General features: G+C 42.7%; 18 protein-coding genes. 5 read left to right on the forward strand and 13 right to left on the reverse strand.

The window, feature by feature from the left end:
• Positions 1 to 3: 3 nt before the first annotated feature.
• The 8 genes from NIES1031_RS15100 to NIES1031_RS15135 form a co-directional block, all read right to left on the reverse strand.
• The gene (locus NIES1031_RS15100; RefSeq protein ID WP_073550358.1) at positions 4 to 579 is read right to left on the reverse strand and encodes a pentapeptide repeat-containing protein; all 576 of its coding nucleotides are present in this window, start codon (positions 577 to 579) and stop codon (positions 4 to 6) included.
• Between the two features lie 56 nt (positions 580 to 635).
• Positions 636 to 1109 carry a pentapeptide repeat-containing protein gene (locus NIES1031_RS15105; protein ID WP_236738851.1) on the reverse strand — a complete coding sequence of 158 codons (474 nt, stop codon included), beginning with the start codon at positions 1107 to 1109 and terminating at the stop codon, positions 636 to 638.
• A gap of 68 nt (positions 1110 to 1177) precedes the next feature.
• Positions 1178 to 1987 (reverse strand): SDR family oxidoreductase, encoded by an 810-nt coding sequence (locus tag NIES1031_RS15110; protein WP_073550359.1) that lies wholly within the window; start codon positions 1985 to 1987, stop codon positions 1178 to 1180.
• Between the two features lie 72 nt (positions 1988 to 2059).
• A complete protein-coding gene (locus NIES1031_RS15115; RefSeq protein ID WP_073550360.1) occupies positions 2060 to 2689 on the reverse strand; it encodes a fasciclin domain-containing protein in 630 nt (209 codons plus the stop codon).
• Between the two features lie 93 nt (positions 2690 to 2782).
• A complete protein-coding gene (locus tag NIES1031_RS15120) occupies positions 2783 to 3445 on the reverse strand; it encodes a methyltransferase domain-containing protein (RefSeq protein ID WP_073550361.1) in 663 nt (220 codons plus the stop codon).
• Positions 3446 to 3552: 107 nt separating this feature from the next.
• On the reverse strand, positions 3553 to 4905 hold the full coding sequence (locus NIES1031_RS15125; protein ID WP_073550362.1) for an APC family permease: 1353 nt from the start codon (positions 4903 to 4905) through the stop codon (positions 3553 to 3555).
• 126 nt (positions 4906 to 5031) lie between these two features.
• The gene (locus NIES1031_RS15130; protein WP_073550363.1) at positions 5032 to 5463 is read right to left on the reverse strand and encodes a DNA-binding protein; all 432 of its coding nucleotides are present in this window, start codon (positions 5461 to 5463) and stop codon (positions 5032 to 5034) included.
• Positions 5464 to 5622: 159 nt separating this feature from the next.
• Complete coding sequence (locus NIES1031_RS15135) at positions 5623 to 6573, reverse strand: hypothetical protein (RefSeq protein ID WP_073550364.1); 951 nt, start codon at positions 6571 to 6573, stop codon at positions 5623 to 5625.
• 520 nt (positions 6574 to 7093) lie between these two features.
• Here NIES1031_RS15135 and NIES1031_RS15140 point away from each other — a divergent pair.
• From NIES1031_RS15140 to NIES1031_RS15150, 3 genes are all read left to right on the forward strand, one after another.
• Complete coding sequence (locus tag NIES1031_RS15140; RefSeq protein WP_073550365.1) at positions 7094 to 8176, forward strand: potassium channel family protein; 1083 nt, start codon at positions 7094 to 7096, stop codon at positions 8174 to 8176.
• A gap of 99 nt (positions 8177 to 8275) precedes the next feature.
• Positions 8276 to 9055 carry an alpha/beta fold hydrolase gene (locus NIES1031_RS15145; protein ID WP_073550366.1) on the forward strand — a complete coding sequence of 260 codons (780 nt, stop codon included), beginning with the start codon at positions 8276 to 8278 and terminating at the stop codon, positions 9053 to 9055.
• A gap of 301 nt (positions 9056 to 9356) precedes the next feature.
• Complete coding sequence (locus tag NIES1031_RS15150; protein ID WP_073550367.1) at positions 9357 to 9782, forward strand: Na-translocating system protein MpsC family protein; 426 nt, start codon at positions 9357 to 9359, stop codon at positions 9780 to 9782.
• Here the strand turns inward: NIES1031_RS15150 and NIES1031_RS15155 are convergent.
• From NIES1031_RS15155 to NIES1031_RS15165, 3 genes are all read right to left on the reverse strand, one after another.
• Positions 9730 to 10170: a response regulator gene (locus tag NIES1031_RS15155; protein ID WP_084544370.1), complete on the reverse strand. Its 441-nt coding sequence runs from the start codon at positions 10168 to 10170 to the stop codon at positions 9730 to 9732. The genes NIES1031_RS15150 and NIES1031_RS15155 overlap by 53 nt on opposite strands.
• A 404-nt stretch (positions 10171 to 10574) precedes the next feature.
• On the reverse strand, positions 10575 to 11978 hold the full coding sequence (locus NIES1031_RS15160) for a hypothetical protein (protein WP_073550368.1): 1404 nt from the start codon (positions 11976 to 11978) through the stop codon (positions 10575 to 10577).
• Positions 11979 to 12169: 191 nt separating this feature from the next.
• Positions 12170 to 12904, reverse strand: a complete 735-nt coding sequence (locus NIES1031_RS15165) for a 2-phosphosulfolactate phosphatase family protein (protein WP_073550369.1) — start codon at positions 12902 to 12904, stop codon at positions 12170 to 12172.
• Positions 12905 to 13135: 231 nt separating this feature from the next.
• On the opposite strand from NIES1031_RS15165, the gene NIES1031_RS15170 reads away from it, so the two are divergent.
• Complete coding sequence (locus NIES1031_RS15170) at positions 13136 to 13489, forward strand: BON domain-containing protein (RefSeq protein WP_073550370.1); 354 nt, start codon at positions 13136 to 13138, stop codon at positions 13487 to 13489.
• Positions 13490 to 13668: 179 nt separating this feature from the next.
• Here NIES1031_RS15170 and NIES1031_RS15175 read toward each other — a convergent pair whose 3' ends face one another.
• The gene (locus NIES1031_RS15175; protein ID WP_073550371.1) at positions 13669 to 14622 is read right to left on the reverse strand and encodes an alpha/beta fold hydrolase; all 954 of its coding nucleotides are present in this window, start codon (positions 14620 to 14622) and stop codon (positions 13669 to 13671) included.
• A 334-nt stretch (positions 14623 to 14956) separates the two neighbouring features.
• Here NIES1031_RS15175 and infC point away from each other — a divergent pair, with 334 nt between their 5' ends.
• Positions 14957 to 15484 carry a translation initiation factor IF-3 gene (infC, locus tag NIES1031_RS15180; protein ID WP_015190147.1) on the forward strand — a complete coding sequence of 176 codons (528 nt, stop codon included), beginning with the start codon at positions 14957 to 14959 and terminating at the stop codon, positions 15482 to 15484.
• Positions 15485 to 15750: 266 nt separating this feature from the next.
• Here infC and NIES1031_RS15185 read toward each other — a convergent pair whose 3' ends face one another.
• Positions 15751 to 15960 carry a heavy-metal-associated domain-containing protein gene (locus NIES1031_RS15185; RefSeq protein WP_073550372.1) on the reverse strand — a complete coding sequence of 70 codons (210 nt, stop codon included), beginning with the start codon at positions 15958 to 15960 and terminating at the stop codon, positions 15751 to 15753.
• Positions 15961 to 16212: the final 252 nt, after the last annotated feature.

Raw genomic sequence — 16212 nt, forward strand, 5'->3', positions numbered from 1 at the left:
ATTTTATCTTCTCAGATTCGTTCCTTCTAGGTCAGCACCTTGGAGATTTGCCCCATCAAAGTTAGCTCCTTGTACGCGAGCGTCTTCCAAGTCTGCATTTTGCAAGTTAGCATTCTGGAAATTGGCATTTTGGAGATTAGCCTCTTCTAAATCAGCACTTTGAAGATTAGCACTGGAGAGATTTGCACCTTGCAAATCAGCTTTTTCTAAGTCTGCATCTCTTAAGTTGGCCTGCTGTAGATTTGCCTCTCGTAGATTTGCTTGATCCAAGTCAGCGCCCTGGAGATTAGCACCTTGGAGATTCGCACCTTGTAAGTTGGCGTCTTCTAGGTTAGCATCTCGTAAATCTGCACCACTCAGGTTACATCCAGGACATTGTCTAGTATTGAGTAACCGCTGTACGTCAGAAGATTGTGTTGGTGCTTGTGCTACCGGTTGCGTTGGTGCTGCTTGTTCTACCGGTTGTGTTGGAGGCTGTGCAACTGCTTGAGGCTCTTGCGTTGACGTTGCAGTATTGCAACCGAAAAGACCTAAGGCTGTCACCCAAAGAATTGATGTTCTTGTAATTAATTTATTCATAGCTTATTGATTCCTCCTCATGCTCATTCAATCTGTTATTCTGCGCCTCAATTGAATTACCGATTTTGATTAGCGCGAATAGTTCCTTCTAAATCGGCTCCTTGCAAGTTAGCTCCATTGAGGTTCGTTCCTTGCAGATTTGCATCTTCTAGATCGGCGCTTCGCAAGTTAGCGTTTCGTAAGTTAGCGTTTCGTAAGTTTGCATTTTGTAAGTCTGCATCGCTCAAGTTTGCTTGTTGTAAGTTAGCCCCTTGAAGATTAGCCTTTTCCAAGTCAGCATTCTGTAGATTGGCTCCTTGAAGATTAGCGCCGCTCAGGTTTGCCTCTTCTAAATCGGCATTTCGCAGGTTAGCACCACGAAGGTTGCAGCCAGGGCATTGTTTGGTGTTGAGTAACCGCTGTACTTCAGAGGATTGTTGCGTTGATTGTGCGATCGCTTGGGGTAAGTATATAGCAAAGCCGACAGCAACTCCTAGAGAACTCATTACCGCAGTTTTGATCAGTGTATTCTTAGCAATGAGTAAATTCACCTTACAGCTCCTCACAGTTATTGTTTTTACCCATGCTGTCAAAAGTACTGGGGTTTTATCATCTACCTTTAAGCTGACCAAGCTTCGCGAAAATCTGCATAAAGAGTGAGTCCGCCGTCTACGAATAAAGTTTGTCCGGTAATATACGCGGCTTCACTGGAAGCTAAGAAGGCGACTGCTGCTGCCATCTCTTCAGAAGTTCCCGCGCGTCCCATCGGGATGTGACTTTCTACCTCGGCTTTCTTTTCTGGATCGTCTGTCCAAGCTTCGTTAATCGGAGTAATTGTTGCGCCTGGTGCTACTGCGTTGACGCGAATACCGCGATCTGCATACTCTAAAGCTAAAGTTTTTGTCAGATTTTCCATACCGCCTTTACTAATGGAATAGCTGACATACATCGGTCGCGGAATAATCTCATGAACGCTAGAGATATTAATAATCACTCCTTGCCGATTTTGAGAAAGTAAGTGTTTGAGCGTTTCTCTTGCACAAAGATACGCGCCGCGTAGGTTAACTGAGATTACCTTGTCAAAATCATCGGTAGCGACTTCGTGGGAGGGACATTCTGTTTGAATTCCGGCGTTGTTGACGAGAATATCTAAACTGCCAAATTGTTCCACGACAGTGTTAACCATGCGGATAATGTCTTCTTCTTTAGAGACATCACCTTGCACTGGTAGTGATTTGACACCACAACTTTCCACATCACCGCAGGCTTTTTGCATTATTTGTTCTTCGGTTTCTGCCGCATCATCTGGGCTTTTACGGTAGTTGATGGCGACATTGACACCTTCTTGGGCTAAACGAATTGCGATCGCTTGACCAATCCCTGAAGTTGCACCCGTCACTAAAGCATTTTTTCCTTTAAGACCTTGCATATGCATTAACCTTTAAGAACGCAAAACTAGAATTATGCGGGTGTACTACGGTACACCCTTACACTATTTCACCTATAGGTTAAGGTTTGGGGGAAGAATGACGCTATCAATTCCATGAATCACACCATTGCTAGCTTGAATGTCCGGTCGAATCACCGTCGCATCATTCACGCGCACTTGATTCGCTGCTGCATCAACTTGGACATTGACAGGACTACCTTCAGCAGTAGCTACTTCTCCGGATTGCAATTGATCTGACGTGACTTCTCCAGGAACTACGTGATATTGCAAGATTCTTCTTAAAGTTTCGCGGTTTTCTGGTTGTAACAACTGCTGACGTGTAGATTCTGACAATCCAGCAAACGCTTCATTCGTTGGTGCAAATACAGTGTATGGTCCTTGTCCTTCGAGCGTTTCAGTTAAGCCTGCAGCATTCACCAATTCGGTCAAAGTACTAAATTGAGGATCGCCGCTAGCAACGTTGACAATCGAGTCTGTGGCTTCAGTGGTTGGTACTGTCGGTGTTGTTTGATCAGCAGGTGTTTCTCCAGGGGCTGGAGTAATTGTAGGAGTCGCTTCCGGTGCTGGCGATACCTGTGTTGTAGTTTGTGGCTCACACGCTGCTAATACAGGGAAGATTGCAAGTCCACCTAAAATTCCCGCAAATTTTCTCAGTGTAGATTTACGATTGTTCGTTTTCATAAGATGCTCCTGATTGTTTTTTTCAAGCTGTTAGCTGTTAGTAGTTAGTTATTTGTGCCGCAGCATCAACTACTAACCATTAGTTATGTCCTGCTATTGCAAGTTTGCAGGCACGTTTTCGGGTACAGTCCATAAGTAAAGCGTATGTTGGCGGCTCGGTCCTTGAACTCGAACAACATTATCTGGTTGCCATTCGCCCATATCAAAGTCGTGGGAGACAATGCGAGTACCAGGTCTTAACTCTCGTAGTAACTTGGGACGTAACTTGATGTTGATATCTGGTAAAAGATAGAGTGTAACTACAGTAGCTTCCCGCAAATCGGTTTGAAACAGGTCTTGCTGGACAATTTGCACGCGATCGCTCACATTGGCAGTATCCGCATTTTGACGCGCGCGCTGTACGAGTTCAGGATTAATTTCAAATCCATACGCCCGACTTGCACCGAACTTTTGGACAGCGGTAATAGGAATTCTACCGTCACCACTTCCTAGATCGTACACCACATCGTTACTAGTGACATTTGCCAACTGCAACATTTGGTCTACAACCTCTTGCGGAGTCGGCACATAAGGCACATCGGGTGCGCGTTCTTGCGGTTGCGTCGGCGCAGCCGTGGCAGCAGGTGCTTGCGTTTGAACTGTAGGTGCAGGTTGTTGGGCTTCTACTTCAAATTGACGTTGTTGCTCGCACCCAGCAACAAATAAGCCACCCGCGCCTAAACCTGCAATTAATAAACTTTTGATCGTTCGATGCATATACTCAATTTCTCCTTTTGATACCAATTGGATTAATCTTTGCTATACACAGATGTCTGACAATCGTTACGCGATCAGTTTCAAAATCCAAACTGGTACGTTCTTGCTCAAGTTTGCTGCTTGCGCGTCCAAAACAAAATTGGTATGCCTGAGATGACGACGACTAAACCTAGAAGTGCGCCAATTCCGGTATAAGTTACACTAGAGTAAAGTAGATAGATACAAATGATACAAAAAATGAGTGGGGTTACAGGATAAAACGGCACGTGGAAAGGTCTACGTACTTGTGGTTCGCGCTGTCGTAGGACAAAAATTGTCATGACAGAGAGTAAAAAAAAGAACCAAAATACCGGTGCTGTGTATTCCACCATCGTTTCAAAGCCATTGCGTGGAGCTAAAGTTCCGAATAAGACAAGTACGAGAGAAACTGCACCTTGGACGAGTAAAGCACCTGCTGGAGTATTGCCACCTCTTTGCCACCGACCAAGAAAGTTAAATCCAGCAAAGTCTTGCCCTAATGCATAATTTGTCCGCGCACCTGTAAAAATTGTGGCATTAGTAGCACCTAAAGTAGAAATCGCAATCAGAAAACTGATAAACACCGCACCAGGCGTCCCAAATGCAGCGCGCATCAAGTCGGCGGCGACAGCTTGTGAACCGGCGGTTCCCGCAAGACCTAAGCCGCGTAGATAAGCAAGGTTGATCAGCAAATAAATTGCTGTAATAATCCCAAGACTCCAAACAAGCGATCGCACCATGTTGCGTCGGACATTGCGGATTTCCGCAGAAATATACGCTGCTTCATTCCAACCGCCGTAGGACAGCAACACAAAAATCATCACTAATCCCAAACTGCTTTCGCTTGAAATAGTCGTTGGTTGCGGAGGTTTGATCGTTGCGGCTAAACCGACACCTACCACGAGTAACAGACCTAACACTTTGGCTGCGGTTAACCAATTTTGCGCAACTTTACCTTGTTGTACGCCAATAAGATTCAAACCAGTTAAGAGGGCGATCGCGAGTGCGGCATAAATTGAAGGTGAATAAGTTCCTAGGCGAAATAGCTGCGAAGCATAATCGCCAAACACAAATGCTAGCAATGCAATCGAGCCAGTTTGAATCACGGTCATACGCGCCCAAGCAAATAAAAAAGCAACAGGTTTGCCAAATGCACGTAGCAAGTAATAATAGTTACCACCTGTGTGCGGATAGGTTGTTGCTAACTCGCCATAACATAGTGCGCCGAGTAACGATATCAGTCCTCCCAAAACCCAAGCCCCAAGCGCAACAATGCCATTACCACTATTTGCAGCAACCAGCGCCGGTGTTTCAAAAATCCCTGCACCGATAACAATACCAACAATAATTGCGATCGCATCTCCAAACGCTAGCGCTGGCTCAGGTGCTATTGCAGTGCTTGTTATTTCTTCTTGATTTAAGCGGTGTTCTCGTTGCTCCACTATAAATTTTTTTCTAAGCGGTTTGTGTTACCTAGTGTTATTCAGCGAGTGGCACGAGTGCAATCAGTACCAATAATGGGAAGCTAAAGCTGATATCCTTTTTGCCTCTCCTAGATTGAGTAAGGTCTATTTTACTAACGAGTTTCGTGCCGGAGCATTGCCGCTGCCTCTAGCTCCAGGAGCGCGATTAGAACCGCCAGCCCAAGGCGGTGGACCCTGTGCGGGGCGAATTTGAATAACTGTACCATTGGCTCTCGTAATCGAGAATGCATCAAACTCACCGCCTCTTCCTAGTTCACCATTGACAGTGACTTGTTCTCCTGGAGAGATGTTGATTTGTTGCCACCAACGCGGTCCAGCATCAACGATAATTTGTCCCGATTCATCTTCAAGGATAAAGTCATTCCCAACAACACTTGTCACTCTACCGGATATTGTTGTTCCAGGAGGGCGTTGTTGTAGATCGCCAATTCGCATTTGCGATCGCGCTATAGTAGGCATTCCCAATACAGAAACTGACGCTGCTATAGCCAAGCCAAGTAAAAATTGCTTGTTCATAGCTGATCTCCTCGTATTGTCCATATTGTTAAAAGTAAATGTGACAGTGGAGTGACAGCAATATGAACATCAGGTGACATGATTCATTGTTAGGCAATCCCTAAGCGCGTGTAAGGAGCTTCAATGTTTAACCAACTTAGGGATCTTACCTAACGTAGTTTAGAAGTTGTAACCAACTCCAATTAATAATCCAACTTCAGTGTCATCAATAAAACCGATGTTAACACCCGCAGTTGCTGTAAACTGTTGTGTCAATGGTACGTCAACACCGCCGCTAATCAAGGCACCAACTGTACTATCTTGACCTGTAGATACTGCAATTCCTGCACCAATATAAGGAGCCACATTAAGCTGTGCTGCTGCTACTCCTGTTTCTGCGGGTGGAAAGTCAGCAGTAATTGGGATGGCAATTACTGTATTGTCTCCGAAATATGCCGCTGGTCTAATTGAGAAAGTATCCGTCAAACCAATCTTACTGTAAACCGCAAAAGCACCTTCACTGAGCGTGGTTTCTCCACCGAAGCCAATGTTGCCACCAACACCAATGTAGCTAGCACCACCACGCGTCGCTGTACCAGGTACGATCGCAGGTTCTACGGTTGTATCTGGAGTTGTAGTATCAGGTACTTGCTGTGGTGTTGTCGGTTCGGGGAAGGTAGGATCTGGTGTAGTTCCAGGTATTGGTTGTGTTGGTCCTGGGAACGTTGTCCCTGGTTGTGTTTGCGTGCCAGGAGCAAATGGGTCTGTTCCAGGGGATGGCTGAGGTTGCACTAGGTTTGGACTGGTACTAGGAGTAGTCGTACCATCCGGTGTTGTTTGATTTAAGGGATTTGGTGGGGCTGATTCGATTTGGTCATCAATATCACCTTGCGTCGGCCCTAGGTTATCCAGGTTAGCCTGACTTAGCATGATGGAGCCATTGCCATCTGTACCAGGCGCGTTTCCACCCACCAGTGCAGACGCTGAAGTAGAAACATTTCTGTTTGCATTTGCAGTTGTTTGCACGTCATAATTAACGGCTTGAGCCTGAGCTGATACTGCACTAGTAACAATCCCTGCTGCTGTGAGACTTGCTACTAGTGAAGCACGCCTGAACAAAATGGTTTTCATACGTTATTCCTTAGTATTCCTTACATTGACCTCAGTGATTCAGGGTGATAGACTGGATTGACTATCTTCAGTCTTCCTGACAAATGTGACGCAAATGTGACAAAAGCTTCGTATCCAAAAGATTTCTGCCAAAAGTTATACTTGCGTTTCGTACAGAAATTTCGGTATCTACCAGAAAGAATACGCAGAAGGTTTTATAAAATTCACTGTAGCTTTCATATCCTGCTCCTCACTCCTCATATCGTCTACAATCGAGTATTGATTGTTAACTGGATTTAACACTAATTCTGATACTATTGCAACATTTTATGGCTTTTTGCCTCTAAGTCGCGGTATCTAGTTAATACCTTAAATATATTAATTTGGTATCATTAAGAGTCTAAAATGAATTGCATGATCGTCACATCCACAATTCCTCGTGAGATTTCTGACTTGCGACCAAGTTTGATCCACTGGCACTCGTGTTAAGAGAAAAAAAGCAATGTAGCCTCGCTGAAGTTGAGGTGGGGGTGAAACACGAATGGGTTGGTTATCACAAGTTGTCGGAACAGGGTTAGTCGTATTAACGCTTGCAGATATTTATATGACAGTGTTGTACCCCAGAGGTGAAAGGGGTATCATTAGCGTGGCGCTAGCCCGCAGGTTGTGGCAAGTTTTTCGCTTCAGCACTAGGTTTGTACGTAAGCGTGATCGCATTCTCTCGTATATGGGACCCACACTGCTAGTTGCAACGATTGCCATATGGGTATTATTACTTGTTGTAGGATTTGCATTAATTTATTGGTCTGCATTAGGCACTGAAATCCGGATGGAGGGCAAAGAGACTCCTACGGATTTTGCTACAGCGATTTACTACAGTGGCTACTCGCTCGTAACTTTAGGGACGGGTGATATTACACCCCAAACAAGGACTTATCGTTTGCTGATGATCCTGGAATCTATTCTAGGCTTTTCTGTGTTTACAGTTACGTTAACTTTTTTGCAGTCGGTATATAACCAGCTGATGCAACGTAATATTTTTGCCTTGAGTCTTCATCACCGTACAGGCAGAACCGCAGATGCAGCAGTAATGTTAGCACGTATGGGTTCGAGTGGAAGCTTTGATAGTAGTACTCATCAAGATCTCACAAACATAGCTCAAAATCTGTTGAATTTACTAGAGTCCAATCATTCGTATCCCGCGTTAGGCTATTTCCGCTTACAGGAAAGCTATTATGCATTAGCACAAGTTATTTTTTTAGCAATGGATACAGTGACGCTGATTAAAAGCGCGCTGGATGAAGACAGCTATCACTCGTTAGTCGCTTCAGCAGCAGTCGAAGGTTTGGAAGAAAGTGGAATGCAATTTTTAGCGGAGTTGTCTGAGTTGTTTCTTCCTAATCATGCTATGCGCAAAAGGACGCAATCCGAACAAATGTGGCGATCGCGCTATGATAAGGCGATTGCCTATTTGGCTGCACAAGGAATTGCAACAACACCTGATTTAGAAGCTGGTGCAGATTTATACGTTGCGCTACGTCGCCACTGGAACCCGAAGTTAATGGCGCTAGCCAGCTACTTGGAATACGAGTGGAGTGCGATCGCACCGCCTGATTTTAGATGATAGTTGACAGTGAAGAGAGTGTAGGAAGGCTTTGTCAACTCTCAACTCACCCTTTACCTTTACTAACTATTTTGTTAAAACTAATTAACCAGATTTGGTATGAGTTATCAACTACAAGAAAAACCTATTAAATTAAACAACTATCAAACGGTTTATTTAGAAGGAGGAGATGCTCATTCTGAAACAATCTTATTTTTACATGGTTGGACAATAGCAACCGAGCCTTATCAAACAACGTTACATCTTTTATCGCAGAAATATCGTGTTATTGCGCCAGATTTACCAGGCTTTGGTAAAACCTCTTTTCCTAATTCTGTAGCTGACTATGACGAATATATTAATTGTCTGATTACTTTTTTAGCAGCTTTAAATTTACAACAAGTTTATGTAGTCGGACACTCAGGCGGGGGTGCAGTCGGGGTTGTTTTAGCAGCAACACATCCTTCGCTAGTTAAACGTCTTGTCATTATCGATAGTACAGGAATTCCTTTAGGTTCTTTGCCTGAAGTAGCGCTACGGCGATTGATTGATTTTCCTGCACAACTTGGAAAATTCAAGCTTGAACCGATGCTGCTTTTTATTAAAGCATTGTTTCTTAATTGGATTTTTAAACCTCAAAATATGATACAAGCTACCTGGATAGCTTTAGAAAAAGATTTACGTCCGTTGCTGCCAAAGGTTCAATGTCCTACTTTAGTAGTTTGGGGTGATCGCGATTTATTTGTTCCTGTTAAGTTTGCTTATGATTTCTACCAAGGAATTCCTCGCGCTCAATTAACTATTCTAGAGGGTGAATATCATGAGTGGATTTTTTACCACGAACAAAAGTGCGTCGAGCTTGTTTTTAATTTCTTTGATGAAGTCGAGCGATCGCTTTAGGCTTTAATTTATTAAGTTTGAATAGTATATAGCCAAAGACATATCTCTTTATATGCAATAAAATTTAGCATTCCAAAATTAATTCTATGCTTTGGATAGAGGGAAAGATAGTTTTTACATCTTTATCATTATATACAATAAAATCATACACAATCAAAAACAATGTTCACTTAGTTTGAGCAGCTATTTATTACTTGAATAGCTGTATAATCATCCATATAAAAAATATTGGAGTGTACTTTATAAAAACTAACTGTCAGTGACAGTCATACTATCTTAAGCTTCGCATTATATACGATACATGAGTACGCAAAAACCTACACGTGGGCAAATAGAAAGAACCTTAAAGCAACGAATTCAAGCATTATATCTAGCAGAAATAGGACAACGTCCTGAACAAGTTATTTGTCAATTTTTTGAGGACAAATTAGCAATTGTTTTAGAAAAATCTGTAACGCTTTCAGAAAAATTTTTATTAGCTACTCAACGCCAAGAGTTAGCCCAAGAAGTGCGATCGCATATTGATTTAGCAATCAAGCCACAGTTAATTCAAATTGTTGAAGAAGTGACAGGCGTTGCGGTTAATACAATACTTACCGCTACCGATTTAAACAGCAATATTTCAGGAATAATTGTTATTTTGTCGGGATTACCTGCAGTGCGAGATTTAGAAACTATTCCGAAGGTGAAGCGGAAGAAGAAATGTTTAAAAAGCGAAAAATTGTAGATTCTAAACTTTCAACGACGACCGGCTTTTCAAGAAAATCATTACACCCAGCGGCTAGTGCTTTTGCTCCAAACAAAAATTTAGGTAAACTAGTGACCGCAATGATCGGACATGACGTATGTTGCCGTAGTTGCATAGCTAAAGAAATACCGTCCATTTCTGGTAGCATTAGCTCTAATAATATAATTGTTGGTTGGTATGCAAGCGCCAATTGTAGTGCATTTTGACTATTGGTCGCAGTAAGCGCACAACAACCGCAAAATCTAACAATTTCAGCCGTTAAGGTTAAACTATCTAAATCGTTATCAACGACTAAAGCAAGTGAATTGCCTGCTGTAGGAAAGAAGTAATTTTCCGGTGAAAAGTGTTCTAAGTTCACAGTAAGCATTGTCGTTGGGTTCCTCTACACATACCAGCTAAGCGCCTGAATCGTGTAAGATGTTTAGCGATACTTAGCAAGAACGAGGCATTCCCAAGCACGTAACCGTTACGTTTGAGATTGGCTCGAAGTTAATTTATTCAGTTGCTCTTTTTTCGTAGAATTGAAGAAAAATCGCAAGCGAATAAGTTTAAAATCAGGTACACGTTATAAAATAGCTGCTTTTGGCTATAAGTACAATAGTTTTAGAATTATTTAACTAATTGCTATTAATTTTTGTTGCGAAGTATACAGTTTGTTCTATACACGTTTGGCTATATGTTGAGTGGCTAATAAGTAATGGGTAATTAATAAATAAATATTTCTTTTACAAACTAACCTTAACGCTCAGTACACCATCACTTATTGCTTAACTATCGTCGTATCCGTTTATGTAGCTGTTCGGCTTTTTCTAGTAATTGTTCGCTACCCGCTTCAGTAATACCTTTGACGTAATTAATTTTGATTTCTTCTAACATATCAATTAATAAAGATTGAATTTCTTGAATATTGTGTTTTTTTTGCAACTCGTTTTCTAACGCGTCACGTAAGTTTCTGCCCAAGCGGGCTGTGAGTTCGGCTCCTACAGGGTCTTGCATCGAATTGGTGAGATTATTGTATGTCATACTAAATATAGCTTTAGCTAGCCTTCGCGTTTGGTTTTTACCCACATGACGCAAGCCTGGGATGTGTTGTAATATGCGGTTTCCTGGGAGTTGGTGCAGCGTACTTGCAAGGCTATGATGAATCAAATTTTCGATATCAGGTTGTACTTTAGGAAGTACATCGTAAACCCCGATGCGAAATAGGCGTGAGGCGATCGCACTAACTTCATTGACATTGTTAACTTGTACATAAGGTTTGCGTAACTCTGGATGCAATAGCCAACGCAACACATCACCGTTACGAATTGAATTTTGCATTTGGTCTACAATTTGAATACCTGCCATTTCAGTAAGTTCTGCTGCAAAGCTGATGACAAAATCGCGTTGGGCTTCGGCGCGCAGAGGATCGAGATTTAATAAACCAGTATGGTAAAGACGTACTGACACAGGAAGTATCCGCAACAGTCGCCAAAACGGTAAAAGTAGAAATAAGTCATACCAACGCCTTAGTGTTGCTTCTAGCCAACTTAAGTAAGAATAACGGCGACGAATCGTCGTCACCCGCGCAAACAAATCGAGGGCAAAAATGACGACAAACGGTAAATCAAGCAGCCAAAAGTGATTTGTTGGTGTATCGAGGCGGTTAACACTGCGATAGTAGTTGGTACGCATCAACGGGCGAATGCGCGTGTGCCAGAACTCCATTTCTTGTTGCCAACCTGCTTGTGTAAGATACGGTTGACTCCAAAATCTCGCAAACGCATCTCTCGCGAAAGTTTCCCCTGTACGTACTCGCAGGCGTTGCTTGATTGTTTCAAACTGGCTACTTTTATAAGCTGCGGCAAAAGGATTATCTTCAATTAGTGTTTGACTGAGTACGCGCATTCGCGCAAGTTGACGCGCGGTTTGGGGCGACTGCAATCCGGTAAGTGCAACTTGTGCTTCTAAAGCTGCAACTTGTGCAAGATAACTTGCGGTTTCGGGATGCGGTTGAATGCCCTTGACTGGATCGTAAAGCCGTGTCACGCTCGGAATCGTTTGCAGGTAGAAATCACGACTATACAAATACGTCAAGTCAAAAATGACTAATATTAAATTGATCAAAGCGAGAATCGCAATGCCACGTTCTCGCCAGGGGTAGCGACGCTCAAAATACGGTTTAAGTTTTGGCATTATTTTTCAGGGCGCGAGAGTACGAGCAAGTTTTTAACAATGATGAGTGTGATGCCTCAGCTTGCTTATTTCTCTAATCTAGCCACAACATAAGTTGCCAGATACTTGATTAACCCCTGTCTTACGACACAAATAAGAATGGTGAGTAGGAATAAATCTGATAAAGACTTAGATTTCAATGCGATCGCGCATTACACTATTTTTAAAACTCCAGGCTCGGTTTGCAAAGGCAACACATCAACAATATCCATTTGAGCGCAGTATTTTAAATCTTCGTGACAGTCGAGGCGTAATAATCGTTTACCATGACTGGCGTGGTGGAACAACTCTAAAAGATTATTTTGCCACTCGGCATAAAGTGCGATCGCCCCCATCACCTCATCATTGCCAGCCAATTCATCTAAGGATAGTTTTGTTTGTTGCCAGATACTGTGCGCGATCGCGCCAGCACACGCGGTATCTTCAAGCGAAAAGCTTCCTTCCCAACCCGATCCCACAATCCATAAAGTTTCTGGTTGCTGCGCGATGACATACTTAACAACTGACGCGCGGTTAATAAATGCTCCTGCTGTAACGATAGCTGCGTTTTGCACTCGTTGTAGCGCGCGCGTGCCATTCGTTGTACTGATAAATAATCGCCGTCCTTGAACGCGCTCTGGTGTACAATCAAGCGGTGAGTTTCCCATATCAAAACCTACAACTTTAGCCCCGCCGCGTTCTCCCGCCCGCAGTCGTTTTTCTGTTGACCAAGCTTCACTTACCTGTATCAACTGCTCTAAGTCACTGAACACTTGCACTGCTTCGGCTCCAGCGGCTAACACTGTAGCAATCGTCGTTGTTGCGCGTAGTACATCGACGGCGATCGCGCAGTCGGGTACTTTACCTTCTGGCGTTAGTTCTGGAGTGTGGTAAATGAATAATTTCACAACCTAACTATAATTGCAATTAAAACTTTGGTCATCTTACCAAATTGCATGACTATTCTGACACCTAAAATTTCTAATTTTTTTCAGCAATATTTCGACTTTGTTCGTTTACAAACATATATCCGTTAGGCTAGTCAATACTTACTATAAGATCTTTTCGCAGGTAGATGACGCCGAGTTATAAAATTGGTTTAATTGAGATCTGTTGAATAGTTTAGTTATACAAAACTTATGAGCTGGTTAAAAAGACTTTTTGGACTTGATCGACCCAAAAACGCACCATCGTTTAGTACACAACCACAACCACAAGCTCAAGCCGGAGCAACAACACAGCAAATTCCCCCTGAGCGTTTGGGATTAAATGGCGAATACGATCAAAGTGGGTTAGCAAAACGAGTTGCTTTAGCGTTCGATCAAGATCCAACGCTTGATGATATTGATACTTTATACGTTGCGCAAACAGGCAGTACTGTTGTTCTCAAAGGGAGAGTTCCAGATCAACAAACTCTTAACAAAATGGTATCGATTGCTCGCGGAGTTCATGGCGCAACATCTGTAGAAACGAATCAAGTGACAATCGGTTAAAGGTCTTTTCTATAGATAAATATTAATTTGCTCTCTACACAACTTCATTGTAGAGAGTGAATTTATACTTTTTGGATATTTATAGCCCTAGTTAATAGAGTTAGGACATTATCGAAGCTCGTATTGATGTCCACAGAGGAAGTTTAACCTGAACTCTGACCTCTGCTATGTAATTATAATTACGGTGCGATCACCGCAAAAGAACCAACTGAGTTTTTTGATTCTAAAGACGCATTTATCCAATTTAAAATAGCTTGATTCACTGCTTCAGGACATTCATCGTGTGGGCAGTGTCCGGCATTTTCTAGCTGTAATAGCTGCATATTAGGATTATATGTCAGAAATTTTTGTGCTAACTTTGGGGGAACCATACGGTCTTGCTGTCCCCAAATTAACAGCATGGGAACATTAACAGCGGGTAGCAAGTTTTTGACACTAATACCATTAGCGCTAGATATTGCTTTAATGGTTGCATAAAATGCTTGAGCAGAACCTCGGTCTTGGGCTGGACCTAATAAAATGTCTACTAACTCATCAGTTACCGCCGCAGGGTTAGCATAAGCAATCGACGCCCACCGCCGGATAACCGATGGGCGGTTAACTAAGCGAAATGCTGTTTTCAGCACAGGTGGGGAGGCAACTAACGATTTGATTGCTTGAACGACGGGTCGGACAGCAGCAGGAACGACTTCTTCCTCCAACGATGGATCTGGTAAACTCAGCATAACGACGCCTTGCACCATTTCAGGATACTTTGCTGCTGCCGCCAGCGATACTAGTGAGCCAATCGAATTTCCGACTAGAATGACGGGATGACGAATAAAAGTCTGCCAAAACTCGTAAACTTGCTCAACCCAAAGCGACACATCATAACTTACCGCCGCTTTCTCAGAAGCGCCAAAACCGAGCATATCGAGCGCATAAACGGTGTGCGACTCACTCAAGACATCTAAATTCTGTCTCCAATGCCCAATCGAAGTACCAAAGCCATGCAGTAAAACGAGTGGTTTTGTTTCAGGTAGTGATTTTTTAGCGCGGATGTAAGTATATCGCGTTTGCCAACCCCGCCAAACCCAATCTCTTTGACTACCGATTCTTTGCTGCCAGCGTTCAGAAGGAATCGCACTAAGCATTAATTTAAAATAAATTTACAATATCTCTCTTAACATTTTATTCAAAATATTGTGAAACGCTAGCAAACATTGCACTTATTTTAAATAATGTCGCTATCCGCCCCAAAGTGTAGGATTTCCCCTACCCCTACTCTGCCAAAAAATTTGCTAAAGTGATGTTTGTGTACAAGCATAGTCTTCTGTTTGCTAAAGATTAATGACACTCGGTACCACTTCTTTGCAGGGTTTAGATAAACTTTAACAAAAGTATGCTCACCGCATGATTGTCTAAATCATTTAAGCGAGAAGTAAAGGCTGAATTTTCCCAAACAGTTGCTCTTGATAATTAACGCCTGTGATTGACAAAAGAAAAAATCGCGATCTCACCTTAACTAACGAACAAATTCGCTTTCCAAAAATTCGGGTCATAGACCCCGATGGCGCACAACTGGGGTTGCTCTCGCCGCGCGAAGCTTTGCAGATAGCCGAAGAGAAAGAGCTTGACCTTGTTCTCCTCAGTGACAAAGCTGATCCTCCAGTTTGCCGGATTATGGACTACGGCAAGTATAAATTTGAGCAAGAAAAGAAAGCGCGAGAAGCTCGCAAAAAGCAGCATACGGCTGATGTCAAAGAAGTAAAAATGCGCTACAAGATTGAGGAACACGACTACAAAGTTCGTGTCAACCAAGCCCAGCGCTTCCTCAAAGACGGGGACAAGGTAAAAGCAACCGTAATGTTCCGAGGTCGTGAAATTCAACACAGTGACCTAGCCGAAACCCTACTCAAACGGATGGCTACAGACTTGGAGCAAGTGGGAGAAGTCCAGCAAGCACCGAAGAAAGAAGGCAAGAATATGATGATGCTGATAGCACCAAAGAAGTAGTGCAAATTAGGCTTAATACAGTAACTTAACATTAGTTACAATTAAAGTGATGAGTGAAGCTTAAGACACTCATCACTTTTTTAATGCATTTTGTCTCAGAATACGACTCACTTGCACGTCAAATGAACTTCATTGGCGTATCCTATCCTGCGGGAAGGTGCATTCTCTATAGGGATTTCCGTTAACAAAGCCGCAGTTGCTAGGGTAAGACTCTAAAAAATAAGAGTTTTACAAAGTTCTTGCGTAAGTCGTATGTCTCTACAACCTTAACCTGTTTGATAGCCTTCAACGGTATGACCCACAGCAACGATCGCTTGTTTGATCGTTTCTTCAGAAGCCTCCGAGTTGATTGTTACTGTCTTTGCTTGCACATCAACATTAATTTGCGCGTCGGGTTCCATTGTTTTAATCGATTCGGTAATCGTTTGCGCACAACCATCGCAGACAATACTAGGAACCTTGAGTTTTAAAGCCATAATTGAACGAATTTATCCCAATTTAGAATTGTGCGAATCATAGTTCTACATTCTACCGTTTTTAGCAAGTTCAGTTCATGAACCTTTAGCTAGATTATTTGAGAATACATCCGGTATGAGTGGCTACAACACCAACCAAAATGCAAAAATATATAAAAATTAAGTTATAGCCCTAGTCACTAGAGTTAGGACATCATAGAAGCTCGTAATGATTTCCCTTACTAGAGTTTATCCCTGACCCCTGACCCCTGC

Source organism: Chroogloeocystis siderophila 5.2 s.c.1, from assembly GCF_001904655.1.
GTDB lineage: Bacteria > Cyanobacteriota > Cyanobacteriia > Cyanobacteriales > Chroococcidiopsidaceae > Chroogloeocystis > Chroogloeocystis siderophila.